Source organism: Paenibacillus sp. JCM 18996, from assembly GCF_055392555.1.
On sequence record NZ_AP043884.1, the window covers coordinates 1055995 to 1070973 of the forward strand.

General features: G+C 45.7%; 13 protein-coding genes. 1 reads left to right on the forward strand and 12 read right to left on the reverse strand.

What is annotated here, in order from left to right; genetic code table 11:
* Positions 1–60: 60 nt before the first annotated feature.
* The 8 genes from ACZ5N7_RS05165 to ACZ5N7_RS05200 form a co-directional block, all read right to left on the reverse strand.
* Complete coding sequence (locus tag ACZ5N7_RS05165; protein WP_464658016.1) at positions 61–2025, reverse strand: ABC transporter substrate-binding protein; 1965 nt, start codon at positions 2023–2025, stop codon at positions 61–63.
* A gap of 436 nt (positions 2026–2461) precedes the next feature.
* Complete coding sequence (locus ACZ5N7_RS05170; protein WP_464658018.1) at positions 2462–3334, reverse strand: AraC family transcriptional regulator; 873 nt, start codon at positions 3332–3334, stop codon at positions 2462–2464.
* 725 nt (positions 3335–4059) lie between these two features.
* Positions 4060–4848 carry a formate/nitrite transporter family protein gene (locus tag ACZ5N7_RS05175; RefSeq protein WP_464658020.1) on the reverse strand — a complete coding sequence of 263 codons (789 nt, stop codon included), beginning with the start codon at positions 4846–4848 and terminating at the stop codon, positions 4060–4062.
* Positions 4849–5089: 241 nt separating this feature from the next.
* Positions 5090–5908 carry a carbohydrate ABC transporter permease gene (locus tag ACZ5N7_RS05180; RefSeq protein ID WP_464658022.1) on the reverse strand — a complete coding sequence of 273 codons (819 nt, stop codon included), beginning with the start codon at positions 5906–5908 and terminating at the stop codon, positions 5090–5092.
* Entirely contained in the window at positions 5908–6837 is a 930-nt protein-coding gene (locus ACZ5N7_RS05185; RefSeq protein WP_464658024.1) for a carbohydrate ABC transporter permease, read from the reverse strand. The genes ACZ5N7_RS05180 and ACZ5N7_RS05185 overlap by 1 nt, the downstream gene beginning before the upstream one ends.
* Positions 6838–6894: 57 nt before the next feature.
* Positions 6895–8214, reverse strand: a complete 1320-nt coding sequence (locus ACZ5N7_RS05190) for an extracellular solute-binding protein (RefSeq protein WP_464658026.1) — start codon at positions 8212–8214, stop codon at positions 6895–6897.
* A gap of 146 nt (positions 8215–8360) precedes the next feature.
* Positions 8361–9368 (reverse strand): LacI family DNA-binding transcriptional regulator, encoded by a 1008-nt coding sequence (locus tag ACZ5N7_RS05195; RefSeq protein WP_464658028.1) that lies wholly within the window; start codon positions 9366–9368, stop codon positions 8361–8363.
* Between the two features lie 189 nt (positions 9369–9557).
* The gene (locus tag ACZ5N7_RS05200; RefSeq protein ID WP_464658030.1) at positions 9558–11588 is read right to left on the reverse strand and encodes an alpha-amylase family protein; all 2031 of its coding nucleotides are present in this window, start codon (positions 11586–11588) and stop codon (positions 9558–9560) included.
* A gap of 174 nt (positions 11589–11762) precedes the next feature.
* Here ACZ5N7_RS05200 and ACZ5N7_RS05205 point away from each other — a divergent pair, with 174 nt between their 5' ends.
* Positions 11763–12323: a DUF1003 domain-containing protein gene (locus ACZ5N7_RS05205; RefSeq protein WP_464658032.1), complete on the forward strand. Its 561-nt coding sequence runs from the start codon at positions 11763–11765 to the stop codon at positions 12321–12323.
* A 116-nt stretch (positions 12324–12439) separates the two neighbouring features.
* On the opposite strand, the gene ACZ5N7_RS05210 is transcribed toward ACZ5N7_RS05205, so the two are convergent.
* The 4 genes from ACZ5N7_RS05210 to ACZ5N7_RS05225 all read right to left on the reverse strand — a co-directional run bounded on the left by ACZ5N7_RS05210 (position 12440) and on the right by ACZ5N7_RS05225 (position 14854).
* Positions 12440–13258, reverse strand: coding sequence for a hypothetical protein (locus tag ACZ5N7_RS05210; protein ID WP_464658034.1), 819 nt, complete (start codon positions 13256–13258; stop codon positions 12440–12442).
* Between the two features lie 11 nt (positions 13259–13269).
* Positions 13270–13752 carry a hypothetical protein gene (locus ACZ5N7_RS05215; RefSeq protein ID WP_464658036.1) on the reverse strand — a complete coding sequence of 161 codons (483 nt, stop codon included), beginning with the start codon at positions 13750–13752 and terminating at the stop codon, positions 13270–13272.
* A gap of 323 nt (positions 13753–14075) precedes the next feature.
* Positions 14076–14375: a DUF2653 family protein gene (locus ACZ5N7_RS05220; RefSeq protein WP_464658038.1), complete on the reverse strand. Its 300-nt coding sequence runs from the start codon at positions 14373–14375 to the stop codon at positions 14076–14078.
* Complete coding sequence (locus tag ACZ5N7_RS05225) at positions 14372–14854, reverse strand: hypothetical protein (protein WP_464658040.1); 483 nt, start codon at positions 14852–14854, stop codon at positions 14372–14374. The genes ACZ5N7_RS05220 and ACZ5N7_RS05225 overlap by 4 nt, the downstream gene beginning before the upstream one ends.
* Between the last annotated feature and the right edge of the window lie 125 nt (positions 14855–14979).

Below are 14979 nucleotides of genomic sequence, written 5' to 3' on the forward strand. Positions count from 1 at the left end.
TCCCCCAAAAGTAGTCGGAATAGGCTTCGAAGGTATGCTTCACTTTTGGGGGATTTGTTCCTATTTGCCAAAAAAGAACTGCTCTCCGCTGAAGTTTGCCGCAATGGCAAAACTGGAATCGTTAGGCACGTTGTGAATCTTTGCATTGACAATCAGCGGCTGTTTCACTTCGGAAATCGGGATGAAGTAATACACGTTATCCTTCAGTTCCTGCTTCACCTGATCGATTAGCTTCTTCGCATCATCCGGCTTTGCCGCGGACGCTTGGTCGATAAGATTATACAGTTTTTTTACGTTCTCCGGCGGTTCCGCGCCTTTCTTTCCTCCGGAGGTTTTCCAGCTCTCCCATGCCGCTCCCCACAGGCCTAAGCCCCAGTCTCCCATATACCAAAGAGGAGTATGCGTCCACATCATCGAGGCCTGCAGCTCGTTGGCTTCGCGCTTCGTTGTCCACAGCTTCTGGTCGATTGTCTTCATCGTGACGTCCAGTCCGAGCTGCTTCCACATCTCAACGATGAGCTGAGTCAGAGGGACTATATCTGGAGCTTGGGCGCCGACCTCGAACGGAATCGTGAACACTTTGCCGTCGGGACCGAGTCGTTTGCCGTCGGGACCTTTCTTCATGCCCATGTCGTCCAGCATTTTGTTTGCCTGAGTCAGATCGAATGTAGGATCCTCAATAATGCCCGGCTTTGCCAAGCCGTAGTAGATGGTGCTGATGATTTCTTTCCGGTTCAGTGCAAGGTTCAGCGCTTTGCGGAAGCGTACGTCCTGCACCACCTTTTGCCAATTCGGGTCGTTATATGACTGGTTCAGGAAAATATCCGTAGGAGTTACGTGCATGTTGGCGAGGTTCGCCTTATATCCGTTTTTCTCGTTCTCCTTGTAAAGCGGCATCTTGATAAGCGCGGCCGATTCGCGGGAGAAATCGACTTCTCCGGCGATGGTCTTCATGCCGACCATCTCGATATCCTGCACGAGCGAGCTTTGGATCTTGTCAATATAAGGGAGCTGGTTGCCGACCGGATCGACTTTGAAGTAGTAAGGATTTCGTTCGTACGTCGTCATATTTTCTGTGTTCTTCGTCTGAATCCAAGGGTAGAGCACTGGGAAACCGATCGCCTTCTTGTCTGTCAGCTTCCAGTTTGTAACGTCTTTTTGGTTAAAAAGATTCACCCATTCGCCGGGCTGGAACTGCGCCTCCTTGATCAGAGGCTCCAATTTTTCCATCGGAGTATATTTTTTATGGAACTGCTTCAAGTAGTGAGCGGGCTTGATCAGCTCGGTGTAACCGCGCCAGCCCTGAATCGCAAAACGGATAAGGATGCCACCGTACGGGCGGTCGAACGAAAGCTTGAACGTATACTCGTCAACCACTTCAAGCTTCATCGGAGCGCCGTCGGCCAGCCCGCCGCTTCGCATCCACACCGGGAAGATCGGTGTCAGTTCGGCGTTGTTCAGTACGTCTTCAACCGTGAACCGGACATCCTCCGTCGTCACCGGCTGGCCGTCTGACCATTTTAACCCTTTCCGCATGTTGAATGTGAACGTTTTTTGATCCTCGTCAGCTTTATAATCTTTCAATACATTGCCGGTGATCTCGTCTCCAAGAATGCCGGGGGTGTTCAGCAGCGGCTCGTTGCTCATCACAAATACGTCTGCATCCCAGTCCACTGCGGATGTAACCGTTCTCAAGTTTCCGCCGTATTGTCCTATTTCGTACTTCATCTGGTTTGCCGGAATTTCATTGGTGATTTTATAATCGGAAGGCAGCCGGTCTTTCACAGCAGGTAGACCTTTTCCCTGGAAGAAGGGGGACTCTTTGAATTCGGTAATTTGCGCTGGGGCTGCCGTGCTTTCCCCGCCCCCTGCGGTAAGCTTCACCTCGTCTTTATGCGGATCTTTCTTCTGCTGTTGTGCTGCAGGGACGGTCGGCGCAGTGCTGCTCTGGCAACCCGCCAACGCGAGACCGAGCATGAGTGCGGAAGACAGCACTATCGGAATCGACTTACTCCTTAGCTTCATTTGCAACCCTCCGATTCTTTGGCATTGTTTTTGAGTTTTTTTGGCTCAACCTCATTTTTATTCCGAATCCAAAAAAAATCAATATTAAATTTGCTAATTTTCTGAATATTTTGAACTAGAGCTAAATCGTCCACTCTCTTCCAGGAAACGACAAAAAATTCATTGTATTCGATAATTAGATATGGCTGAAACCACTATCATTTTGTCTGAATCCGCTTTCATTCTGTTTATGACCTACAAATTCAGTCATAACCAGTGAAATATGTACACAATCGGGCTGCTCTTCCATCCAAAAAACAACTGCAAAACAACACAAAAAACAAACCTAAACAGAAATATAAATAAATACAAATAAATAAAAATAATACAAACAATAAACTCCCAAAAAAACTAATACGGTTGCGAAATGCCTCATATGATGTAAGCGATTACATTATTATTTAAATTTATAACCTGTCTTTCTAAGCTGCTGCGGGGTCATGCCGAACGACTGCTTGAATAACCGGAAAAACTGTGTTTTATCCGCGTAGCCCACACTGCGTCCAATGGATTCCACAGTGTCTTCCGTTTCCATGAGCTTCCGCTTTGCTTCCTGCAATCGGATCTGCTGGACGTATTCCGTGAAAGTATAGCCCAGGCACTCCGTAAAAATTTTGCTGATATAATAAGGGGAATAAAAACTTTGCTTGGCTAAGTCCTGCAAAGTGATTTGACCGGCGTAATGGCGCTCGATGTACGTCAACATCTTCGGCAGCATGTGGTAAGCGTCACGCAGCCCGGAATTCTTCAGATAATCCTGCATCGTCCGGAATGTCATGGCCAGAAGCAGCGTGACATATCCTGTCAACATCGCCTGGTATCCGCATTTTTTCTCGACGTATTCACGGCACATATTCTCCAGAAGCTCTTCAACCTCGATCATCCGTTTTCCGCGAAATTTCACCATGGGTGTCTCATTCTCCAAATTGCCATGGAACTCCTGAAATAATTTTAATGACATAAAATTGCGCGCGGAATCGACCGCCGACAACTGTTCGCTGAGGAAGTCAGGTTCAAACAAGATGTTCATATATTCCAAGTCTCTATCGACCTGGAAGGAGTGGCAGTCTCCCACATTCATCATTAGAAGGTCGCCCCTTTGCACTGTGTACGATTGGCCGTTCACCTGATGGTTCCCCGACCCGGACCGAATGTAGACCAGCTCGACAAATGTGTGTGTATGTTCCGGTTCCAGCTGATGGTTCATTATTTTGGCAAGGGCGATTTTCTCATTGCCGGAAAAGCATTCGGCTGAATCATATACTTTCACACATTTACACTCCCTTCACTTAATCAATTATGCATCGACATAGCTGGATCGCCATATAATATTACTTTAACACATAGAATACCATTTTGTTACAAAAAAGTATTAAATTTGATTGCCTGCACTTGACTGAGTAATTCGTGCGGCAAGTTAGGAAGAACGTATCGTTCCATTTTGACAAGTTGATGCGGGACGTTTTCTGTTGCTCTGACATCCGGCTCGTTTATTAGTGATCATGGCGACAGCAGGACATGGGAAGGCCTGGGCTGGCTGGACGGGGCTTTAGCAGCACGGTGAGCATGCTGGATTGCTTTGATTAACGGGGAAAAAATCACCCCTCGGGTGAACGGACAGAAACTTTGCGACTTCCGGTATGTGCTGACCCGCGGCATGCTGGATTAACGGGAAAATATCGAAGACAAATTAGATGCATGATTTCCACTACGCGCGGCTCTCCCGGCGCGAGTGACTGCACGGCGGGTGGTCATACCGTTAAACCAGGAAAATATCGATGAAGTTCATACGATCCTGCACAATATAACACCGAGGGGCAAAAACCGAGGGATTTGCGATGCAAAACAACATCACCTTAGCGGTTGAATGTATCTCAAACACACTTATGTACAATGATGACCTTATCTACATCTGTCAAAAATTATAATTCCCCAACAACAAAAAAACCGTGCCTGCGCACGGATTTTTTGCTATGTAATGATTAAACTTCCATCTTAATTCTGAGGCTTTTCACTCGTTCCCCTTATATAGGCCACCCAGTATAAAAAAGCGACAAGAACGCTTCCGCCAACGGCGTTTCCGAGAAATACAGGAATGAAATTCATTAACCAATCTCCCCAAGTGGCGTGCCCTTCGAAAATCGCTGCCGGAATGACAAACATGTTGGCTACTACGTGCTGAAAACCGATAGCGACAAATCCCATGATCGGAAACCAGATCGCTAGAATTTTACCTGCAGTATCTTCCGCCGAGTAGGAAAGCCAGACGGCAAGAGCGACCAGCCAGTTACAGCCTATGGCCGAGATGAAACTTTGGATAAATGTTTCATGCAGTTTCGCGTCAGCAATGGACAGCGTTTTTGCCAAAAAAGGACCTTGTCCCGTCAATCCGACAACATGTCCAAAGAAATAGGCTACAAAAACAGCACCGACAAAGTTGCTCAAAGTGACCCAAAACCAATTTCTAAGCAGTTGCACAAATGAAGTTTTCCCGGCGAGCGTGGACAGCGATACCAACATCATGTTCCCTGTCAGCAATTCTCCGCCCGCAATTACGCTAAGAATGAGTCCTAATGGAAAAACTGCCGCCCCCAAAAAACCGGCAAAGCTGCCCCATTCCTTGGGAACGTTCCCGATTACACGGATGTCCAATAAAAATCCCACTGCGATAAAGGCACCGGATAAAAAACCCAGGGCCAGCAAGGTTGAAAGCGGTAAGTTAACCTTCCGTTTACCTGCCTCGATGCTTAGTTCCGCAATCCTCTGCGGAGTGTTGTAAGCCATGATCATTGTCCCCCCAAAGATGATATCAAATATTACACTTCCCATTTTTCGACAAAATATTTGACGGAATTCAATGTATCACATTGTGGGCGGGAAAACAATCCTTTTCTCATCTTTGTAATCGGACATACCGCAGTTCTTTTTTCTTTTATCAACGCTCCAAATAATGATCCTGCAGCCTCACTTTATTCAATATTGTCTTTGGAGACCGTATTATCAATAGGCCGATATAGGAGGTAACTTACTTGACTGCCCCGCCCGTCAAACCTGTAACGATTTTTTCCTGGGCCATAAAATACACGATAAGTATCGGCAAGCTTGCTAAAGTTAAAGCTGCCATTAACGCCGGGACATTGACGGTTAATTCGCCGTAAAATTTTTGCATTCCCAAAGGAAGCGTCATATGCTCAGGACTGGAGATCAGTACAAGGGCAAAAATAAACTCCGTCCAAATATGAATAAAATTGTAAATGACGATCGTGGCTAACGCGGGCGTCAGCATAGGAAGAATGATGCTCCAAAAAATCCTCCGATGGCTGCAGCCGTCGATTTCTGCGGCCTCCTCAACTTCCCGCGGGAGTTCTGACATAAACTGTGTCATGATGAAAATGGAAATCGGTAAACTAAACGCGACATATGGACCGATTAACGCTGCGATGGAGTCGATCAGACCCGCGTTCTTGGTTAGAATAAAAATAGGAATCAACGTCGAATGAATCGGGAGCATCATACCGGAAATAAACAAAAGAAACATTGGTTTGCCGAAACGAAACTTTAACCGGCTAAGCGGGTAACTCGCCAAGGAGGAAATAAGCACAGTTAAGGTAACTGACAGAAGCGCAACAATCACGCTGTTGGAGAAATAATTCATCAGGCCTTTCTGAAACGCGAGCGCGTAGTTTCCAAATTGAAACGAGCTGAATAACGAAAATGGATCGATAAAAAATTGCTCCTGCGTTTTAAAAGATGTCGTAACCATGTATAAAAACGGGTATCCCGTAAACACCAACAGCGCGAGCGCAAGTACATACAAAGGAATCCGTTTGAATGTCGCTTCCATTACGCCGCCCCCTTTTTCTTTCGTTTGGCTTCCATTACCTGGATCATCGAAGCGGCGATAAATGCGAACAGAAACATCATAAACGCGATCGCGCTTCCATAACCCATATTGAAATGAACGAAAGCTTGCTTATACATATAGGTGCCGAGCAGCTCCGTTCTATTGTTGGGTCCTCCGCCCGTCATAATATAAAAGATGTCAAAAGCCTTCAATGAACCTACTACAGCCAAAGTCGAAGAAGTTACGATCGTTGGCATCAGCAATGGAAAAGTAATATGGGAAAATTTTCTCCAAGCGCTCGCTCCATCAATGCTTGCCGCCTCATAGAGCTCCTCGGAGATTCCAACCATTGCGGCTTTGAACAAGATCATGTAAAAAGGAGCATACTGCCAGACAATAACCAAGATAATGGCGCTCATAGCCGTCTTCTCTTCGCTAAGCCAGGCTACATTTTCGAATCCGAACAGGTTAATCAAGCGGTTGACGGCGCCGTTCAAGGGATCGAACATAAAGACCCAGAGCAAGCCTATCGCTACAGTAGACATCAAAAAGGGCATAAAGTAGATCGTTTGAAAAAAACGCCTTCCGCGAATAGGAGCAAATAAAATCAAAGCCATGATCAATCCCAAAGGGATTTGAAGAAATACAGAGGTCAAGATGACTTTGACGTTATTCAGAAGACCCTGCCAGAAAACTGCATCGGCAAAGAGCTGCTTATAATTCTGAAGCCCGACAAATGTTTTATCCGCCCCGCCCTTCCAATTGAACAAACTATATTCAAATGTCCCAAAAATAGGATACAAAATATAAATGATATAGATTAGTACCGCGGGAGCCAGAAATAAGCAGATGGTCAAATTTTTATCAAAGTTTTTTCTTTTCGCCGAGGTAACCGATACTGCGGGTTTACTGTAATTGACTTGTTCCAAGGTCTCACATCCCTTCAATGATATAAAGACAGGTGGGGAGTTTCCTCCCCGCCGGCACTACTTCAATACTTGCTTTGCTTTGTCTTCCATTTTTTTAGCAGCCTCTTCAGGGGTAATTGACAATCCGAACAGCGCCTGGGTGGTATCCTTATGCAGTTCGGCCAGTTCCGCTGGAAGAGTCTGGTCGTAAGGCCAGAAAATGGATTTTGCATTATTTACCGCATCAGCCAGTCGTTTGGCGTATTCATCTTTGTAGGTGACTCCTTTGATTGCAACAGGAGATGCTGTGCGATCAGAATAAGCTTGCGCCGTTTCCAGATTAGTCAATTCTTTGATCAATTCGATGGCCAACTCAGGGTTTTTCGATTTCTTGGATACCGACCAGACCGGAGCTGTCGCACCTTGAAGGCTGGAAGGGTCCCCCTTGCCGCCGGGCAGTGTAGGGAAGCTGAAATAATCCAATTTTTTCTCAAAATTCGGCGCTTCCTGTCGGACATTGTTTACTAATGCATTCGACATCAGCATCATAGCCGCTTGCTCCGTGTATAGAAGCTGACGGCCCTGGCCCGCATCATAAGGAATTCCGTTGAATCCTTTGTTGAAAGCCTCTTTTTTTGAAAGCTCTTGAATATATTGACCAGCTTTTATATAGCCTGGATCGTCAAATCCCCGTCCCTTACGCTGGAAAGCGCCCAGGAACAAGTCCGAACCTTCCGCACGATCCGCCAAATACATTAGATAATAAGCACCCGGCCATTTCGGTTGGTTAGCCAACGCAATCGGGATCACTTTATTTTTCTTTAGTGTATCGACTACATTTATAAATTCTTCCCACGTCGCGGGCGGCTTCAAATTATATTTGGCGAAAATGTCTTTGTTGTACCACATTTCAGCAATAGATAGACCCAGTGGCAAACCGTATACTTTGCCGTCAAAGGTAGAATTGTCTAAAGCCTGCTTGCTGATCGTGTTGGCATCGAATTTATTCGTGATTTCAAGCACGTTGCCTTGATTCACAAATTCTTTAAGCCATCCGCCGCCCCAGGAATGAAACACATCCGGGGGATTGCCTCCGGACATCGCTACTGCAAATTTTTGTTTGTAAGTATCGTTAGGCGTTTGCAGGGTTTTCACCTCGACATCCGGATGCTTCTTTTTGAATCGCTCAACCGCTTCCAAATACACCTTTTCCTTCTCGCCGGGATCGATATACCAAAACTCCAAAGTTTTCTTATCTCCGCTTTTGCCTGCTTCCGCCGATTTGCTATCGGGCGTTGTTCCCGGCGCGTTCCCCTGCTTGCCCGAAAGCGTTGTTGAACTGCTGCAACCCGCAAGCGCCAGGGACAGAATGCTGGACAATACAATGGCTTTTTTCATTGGAAAGACCCTCCTGTGGATATTAGATAAATAGCATGCGAAAGCTCTGTTTCTGAAAACGCTGCCTAGAGATCCACCACCTCCTTGAAAATTCAATAGTATGTTTTGTAATCGATTACATTGTAATCGATTACATTTTCACCGTATTAAACTAAACCGGCGCCGCAAGAATTGCGTATAATGAGTTCGTCCTGAAGAAATACGTGATTGCTCTTTAACGTTTCCCCTTTAATAATCTTCAGCAGCATTTCAGTGGACTCTCTCGCAAGGTCCTCTTTAGGCTGAGCCATCGTAGTGAGCGGCGGCTCGGATATAGATGCCATCTTAATGTCGTCAAACCCTATTACAGCAAAATCGCCGGGTACCGAGAACCCTAATTTTCTCGTGGCCTTTATAGCTCCAATCGCCATTTCATCGCTTGCCGCAACCAACGCAGTTGGCGGATTTGTTAAAGCGAGCAGTTTTAGCGCCAAGTCATATCCGGATTCAAGATAAAAATCCCCCTCGCACACCAATGTTTCATCAATATTTAACCCATGGTCCTCCATTGCCGACAGGTATCCTTTCTGCCGCTCCAGGCTGATGGAAAGTTTTAAGGGACCGGAAAAATGTGCGATTCGGCGATGTCCCAATTTAATCAAATGCTCGGTTGCCATTCGTGAGCTTAAGCGATTATTGTTAATCACAAAGGGAATATCAGTATCAGGAAGTGGATGTCCAACAATAACAAAAGGATGTTTTTCTGCAATATTCTGTATTATGGTTGGATGGGTGCGGGGGTACAATAAGATGACACCGTCAACCAGTTTTTGCTGCAGCAATTGCAAATATTTTTCTTCCATCTCCGCTGATGAATCCGTATCTCCCAACAGTACCCGGTAACCGTTTTTAAATGCTGTCCTCTGTATGGATTTTAAAATATAAGAAAAAAAAGTGTTCATGATGTTGGGGATAACAACCAGGATTGTGTTGGTTTGCAGCTTTCTAAGATTGCGCGCCAGAGCATTAGGCTGGTACTGAAGCTCCTCAATGGCGCGAAAAACCTTCTCGCGATTTTTAAGGGAGACCTTATCGGGATTGGAATAAACCCGGGACACTGTCGCTACGGACAATTTGCACTGCTTAGCAACATCGTCCATCGTAACATTGCGCATAAAGGGCCTCCTCCTTTGTTTTATTATTTGTCTTTTATGTAATCCATTACATTTTTATGTATGCGTTTCCATTTATTATTCTAATATAAGGTGAAATTTAATGTCAATATGTTCCAATAATAATTAAACAAAACTTAATAACGGCCGTTGAGCGGTCGCCCAACAGCCTGCTGCCTTCGCACCATTTCATTAATACTGGATTGAAATCATCTGATGTCCGTTCAGCTTGGGAAGCGTAAATTCGATGCGCCCGTCGGCACTGTCAAAAGCCAAAGGCTGCTGTTCCGGTACGCAGGTGACGGATTTTACACCCTCGGCTCTCACACTAAGTTTGACATCATGCAACGGGATCACATCCTCGATGATATCGATATCCGCGCTTCTGCGCTCAGGAATATAATGCAGCAGATGCACTACCCACCGGTTGTCTGCGCTTTGTTCGTTTACCGTGGCCAGCATGGTGCTGGGCCCGTTGTGCGTTAGCACCGGCTCAGGCAAAAGCATCTTGAGCGCGTTCAAAAACAGCTGCTTGCACCAACGCGGCGCATTTTGCTGGTACTGTGTAAAGATCGGATGGGCGAAATAGATGACATTATCCATTTTTACAATACCTGCGCTCTCCACTTCCCCTGAGGACGGCGTTTGCCGGTGAGAGCAGAAATGTCTATATGTGCGGTTGAAATAAGATTTGATCACCGGGGCAAGCACTTCGCTTCCTACCTGCGCTTCAACCTGGACACCCTTCAAATACATGGCATGCTCCGTTTGCGGCAGTCCGGCTCCAATGATCCCCTGCGGTAATATATAATCCACGTAATCATTACTGCCGTAATGTCTGCCCCGCACCAGATTACCGTTTAAATCCCGAGTTGGCTGCTCACACAGTTCGATTCCCAGCCCCTTCCATGCGACCTCCGTTTTTTGCGCGTTCAAGCCGGACTCAAAGGAAGCGATCACTGCTCCCCCGGAAGCCGCAAACTCATCAAGCTTGTCAGCGAATTTCGCGGATACCGGGATATTATCGGGCAGGATCAATACTTTGAAACGGGAAAAATCGCTTTCGCTGTCAACGATGTCAAATTGATGAGCGCTTTCCTGCAGCATGCGGGTGACGCCCATGGCTGCCGGTGGCATTCTTAGCTCCGTCTCGCTGAATTCTTCCGGCGTCAGCACTCCGATGTCGCTCACCGCTTTAGCCTTGACGCACCATGGCTCTTTTTGCTCGACCTGGCTGTATACCGCGCCAATCAGGTCATACACCGAGGCAGAGATTTTGCCGCCCGGGTCCAACTGGTCGCCGATGCTGCATTTCGCATTCAGCGAGAGCATGTTAAAGCATTCGAATTCCAATGCCGCCCGGTTTTTGAAGGAGTGGAAATCTCCCCATGAGGTGTGGAATTTGCCGGTCATACCCAGGCAGTCTTGCCCCAGGTTGCGCGCATACCGCATCGCCAGCGGAAAATGCATATATCCCCAGCCGCCGCTCGGCAAAGACTCTAGCTCAAAATGGCTGAACGCTGCAGCGGACGCCTTGTCGGCAACGCCTACATGGCCCTTGTTGTAGAAAATCGTGCAGTCTTTATTGTACTCCCTTACAAAAGCCGTAATATCGCGCTTAAAATCGTCTATCATCTCTGCCGCATACTGAAGCCGTTCGGAAGATTTAACAGGGTCAAGTCCTTTTTCTTCTATGCCCGCCCGGCAGTATTTGCAGGAACAATCTACCGTTTTCACGATATCGTAGAAAAGGCCATCAACGTCGAACATATCGAGGACTTCTTTCGTATGCTGCTTGAGAAAATCCCGATAAGGCGTATTTACGCAAAGATGACGGTAGAAACCGGCTTCGTACACAGGCGTCCCTATGGGATTGCCCTTCTCGTCCAAAGCAAGCCATTCGGGATGCCGCTCCGCCGTAAAATGGTCCCACTGCACGGTAATGTAGACAGGAACACGGATATTGCGCTTATGACAGGCTTCAATCTGTTCTTTTAGCAAATTCTTATTCTTGAGATTGGGGTGAACGCGCTCTGGATTCGCTTGAGAATCGTAATAAAGCATGCCATGGTGGCAGCGGGCGAAGCAAGTGATCGAGTCCACCCTCGCCTGCTCCAAAGTTTGGGTAAATTGCTCGGCATCGAACTCGCTGCCTATTCCCGGAATATCGGGGCTTGTATGATAATCCAAATGCACCTGTCTGAAACGCAGCTCAGTGGCCATAAGCTCTGAAGCCTCCTTTTCGTTTTATAACTCTATTATTTCAATCGAACCGATTAGAAGTGAATAAACATTTCTAAGAACCTTTTGCACGGAAGTAAGACAGCCGGACCAACCTCCGCCTTGTTTCTGGCTCAGCGAATCTGTTTAATTTTATAAAAAGGGAGGTGTGCTGTTATGTTCAAGGATGAAGAGAAGCAGACAATACGTTCTATTGTAGATGACGAAATTTCAATTATCGACACGTTGGAGAACGAAGAAGAAGACATACACAAGTTGAATGAGCAGCATATTAAAAGGGTTGAAAAACTGATCACCGAATATAAAGGAAATATCAAGTCAAGGCTGTCCATAGAGCAAAAAAAGAAATACACGTGGGCGGAAAAATTGGCTGACAACATGGCCGCCTTCGGAGGAAGCTGGACATTTATAGTTCTCTTCGCTTGTTTTCTGGTTGGTTGGATTATTTGGAACACGGTACCTTTCCTGCCGCATTTCGATCCCGCTCCGTTCATTCTGCTCAATTTGTTTCTTTCCTTTCTTGCCGGCTTTCAGGCTCCTGTTATTCTGATGAGCCAGAATCGGCAGGCGGCAAGGGATAAACATGAAGCCATGATCGATTTTGCCATTAATTACAAGGCGGAACAGGAAAACGTAGAGATGCAAAAGCAGTTGAAGCGGATAGAACAAATGCTGACTGAGCTTACCCGGAAACCTGCTGATAAACAGACCCATTGACGAGGAACATTTCCTGCTCTGTTCGTACCGATGTTTAGTAGAACAATAACAAAAAAACGGCTCTGTTCGCGTCACAGTTCACAGTGACGACAGTGCCGTTTTTCCTTTTCCCGAGATTATTTATTTACCAGCTTTTTTAAATCCTCTCTTACTTTTTCTTGATATCCAATTGGCGCAGTGGAAGTGTCAAATATACTGTTATGCTGCTTTTTGTCTATGGTAATATTTTGGACTTTGGAAGAAATCGATGGTGTTCCATTCGAATTCGTGGTCTCTAGTCCAAGCAATACTCCTGTTTCTGTATCAATATGCATAACAAAGCTTTTAGCTTTCGTTTGCATAGATTTTAACATAGTTCCCGTGATGACAGTTGCGTCTCTTCCAAAGAGCTTCTCATGTCCGGACACTGCATAATTTGCCTCATCATCATCTAGCCAAAAAGCAATCTGTTGAGGGAAGGTTATCTCGGCAGCTATTCCAGCTGAAGCAGGATCCGGTCGATATACATAAGCGTTATTACCATCAGCATGTTTAAACTTACGACTACCAGGCGGAGTATCCCATTTGACTTTAGGTTGTTTCGTAAAGGATTTGTCTGTTTCATTTTTATTTACAACACTATCCGCGTCACTGATAATCGAAGCCAAAATCTTCCCATCTTGACCTTTTACGGTTACTTTACTACCAGGGTTCTTGCCTTCCTCAACTTCAAATTCTACTTGATTAGAAACACCAGTTGAACTCGTTGAGACAAAGGACCCTTTAGCATAGGAATAATTATCAATTGCATTAAGCATTTTTTCTCTGATAATTTTTCCTTCTGTTTGATTAGATGCAGCTGCAGTGTTTGCAGAGAATTTACAATAACCAACAACAATTCCTGTTACGAGTAATGCAACGGCTGTAACACTAATTATCTTCACATGTTTTTTCATGTTATTCACCCCTACCACGAAATTTGCACAGCATCGGCGGTAAGATCTCCGTTTGCTATAGATGCGTGTACTGACAATGGAACCGCCCCATAATCTCGGTCACTGCCAAGATAATTCCACCCTGGAGCCGCAAGATTTTGATCAATTGTTGTTAAGTATCCACTTACTGTGTCATACTCAGCGTAATTACAGGTAGCGTAACTGCTATTAAGATATGCCCAATAATTTAGTGAAATAGAACTTGTAAGGCCACTACTTAAACCATAAAGATATTTACTGCCACTGGTCTGATCACTTGTAAACTGTACCCTAGAATCACCAGAATAACCGACAGATATCAATCTCCAAGTACCATATTGAGTTGCTGAACAACCACTACTCCAAGGGTCGTTATCACAAATTTTGGAACCTCCTGCTGCAAAAGCTGAACCAGCGAAAATTCCACCAAAAACCAGCAATAACAAGGTTATACAAAAAAATTTAATACTTCTCATTAATCATACCTCCATCATTAAGAATTTCTAATATTCACTCTCTTATTGTTAGATGTGAACCAGTATTACGTTTCCAGCATGCAGGTCGAAAAAACACCGCTTTTGCTGAATATCACTCCTCCATTTCTTGGTTTATATTCCATCTAATACTATCAATAGTATATTATAACGAGCGTACTAAATAGAGTGGTTTGAACTAATTAATTGGGTTTATATATCTATTTTTGGTATAAATGGTAATTTATAAAAGAAAACCCGCCCCTCCCTAAATCGGGACGACGGGTTTTCTGAACATATTTCCGCTTCTATCACAAACGGCTTATTTATCGACTTTCAATGACCGCCGAAATCCCTTTTTCCTCCTCGAATGCAAGTTCAACGGTGAGCCGGTGCGGATCGAAATTATGATACTCGGACAGGTACATAGCACATCCGTCGATCAGATCCTGCTCGGAGAGCGTATGAGTGTATTGTGCGTTCTGAACAGTCACTTCAGCAGAAATTCCTTTGCCTTCTTCATAATTCAACTCAGCTTTGGTGTCCTGGATGTTGACATTAAACCGGCTTGCGGCAAAAAAACATGCGGCATCGATCAGATCCTGTTCGTCAAACAAAATTTTCATCGATTTTTCCCTCTGAATTTTTGAAATAGTTTATAAGCTGCGTATAAGATAACAGCCCAAAACAGGATGCTGAGCAAAGAAAATCCTGCTCCGACCCCCGAGCCGTACCCGCCGAAAGGATTGAAGAGATGCCCGAGCAACGATCCGGCCGCAAGTCCGCCAAAGAAGCTGCCCCAGCGGCCGGTCGGCGCGGCTGGGCTTGGAGTCGGCCCCGGGGCTGGCCTTGGATTGCGAGCCACATCCGGTGAAGGCGCCCTTGGCCCTGTACTGTAGCCGGGTCCCGCCCCTCCTCTGTTTCCCCCTGTAAACGAACCGGAAGGAGATCGGTAACTTCCTCTGCCCGAGGAGTACGACTCGGTTTCAGCGTTGACTGTGTTCTGATTTTGCTTGGACGGTACGACTGGTTCTGCCAAAACGGGTACGGCTAACAGGCAGCATAAAATAATGGAAAGCATTAATCCATACAATGACTTCTTCATTTTTTATCCTCCATGTATGTCTTTACCTTGGTGAATATTAGTTCCGCCGCTACCTAGTATGCTGTAAAACTTCCGGCCTTATTCGATTTCAAGGCATCTGGGTGTTAGGCGACGTAACCAACGCA

What these genes read in the sequence shown, in the direction of transcription:
- ACZ5N7_RS05165 (WP_464658016.1), bottom strand. Translation starts at nt 2,025, where the DNA reads ATGAAGCTAAGGAGTAAGTCGATTCCGATAGTGCTGTCTTCCGCACTC.
- ACZ5N7_RS05175 (WP_464658020.1), bottom strand. Translation starts at nt 4,848, where the DNA reads ATGGCTTACAACACTCCGCAGAGGATTGCGGAACTAAGCATCGAGGCA.
- ACZ5N7_RS05180 (WP_464658022.1), bottom strand. Translation starts at nt 5,908, where the DNA reads ATGGAAGCGACATTCAAACGGATTCCTTTGTATGTACTTGCGCTCGCG.
- ACZ5N7_RS05190 (WP_464658026.1), bottom strand. Translation starts at nt 8,214, where the DNA reads ATGAAAAAAGCCATTGTATTGTCCAGCATTCTGTCCCTGGCGCTTGCG.
- ACZ5N7_RS05195 (WP_464658028.1), bottom strand. Translation starts at nt 9,368, where the DNA reads ATGCGCAATGTTACGATGGACGATGTTGCTAAGCAGTGCAAATTGTCC.
- ACZ5N7_RS05200 (WP_464658030.1), bottom strand. Translation starts at nt 11,588, where the DNA reads ATGGCCACTGAGCTGCGTTTCAGACAGGTGCATTTGGATTATCATACA.
- ACZ5N7_RS05205 (WP_464658032.1), top strand. Translation starts at nt 11,763, where the DNA reads ATGTTCAAGGATGAAGAGAAGCAGACAATACGTTCTATTGTAGATGAC.
- ACZ5N7_RS05210 (WP_464658034.1), bottom strand. Translation starts at nt 13,258, where the DNA reads ATGAAAAAACATGTGAAGATAATTAGTGTTACAGCCGTTGCATTACTC.
- ACZ5N7_RS05215 (WP_464658036.1), bottom strand. Translation starts at nt 13,752, where the DNA reads ATGAGAAGTATTAAATTTTTTTGTATAACCTTGTTATTGCTGGTTTTT.
- ACZ5N7_RS05220 (WP_464658038.1), bottom strand. Translation starts at nt 14,375, where the DNA reads ATGAAAATTTTGTTTGACGAACAGGATCTGATCGATGCCGCATGTTTT.
- ACZ5N7_RS05225 (WP_464658040.1), bottom strand. Translation starts at nt 14,854, where the DNA reads ATGAAGAAGTCATTGTATGGATTAATGCTTTCCATTATTTTATGCTGC.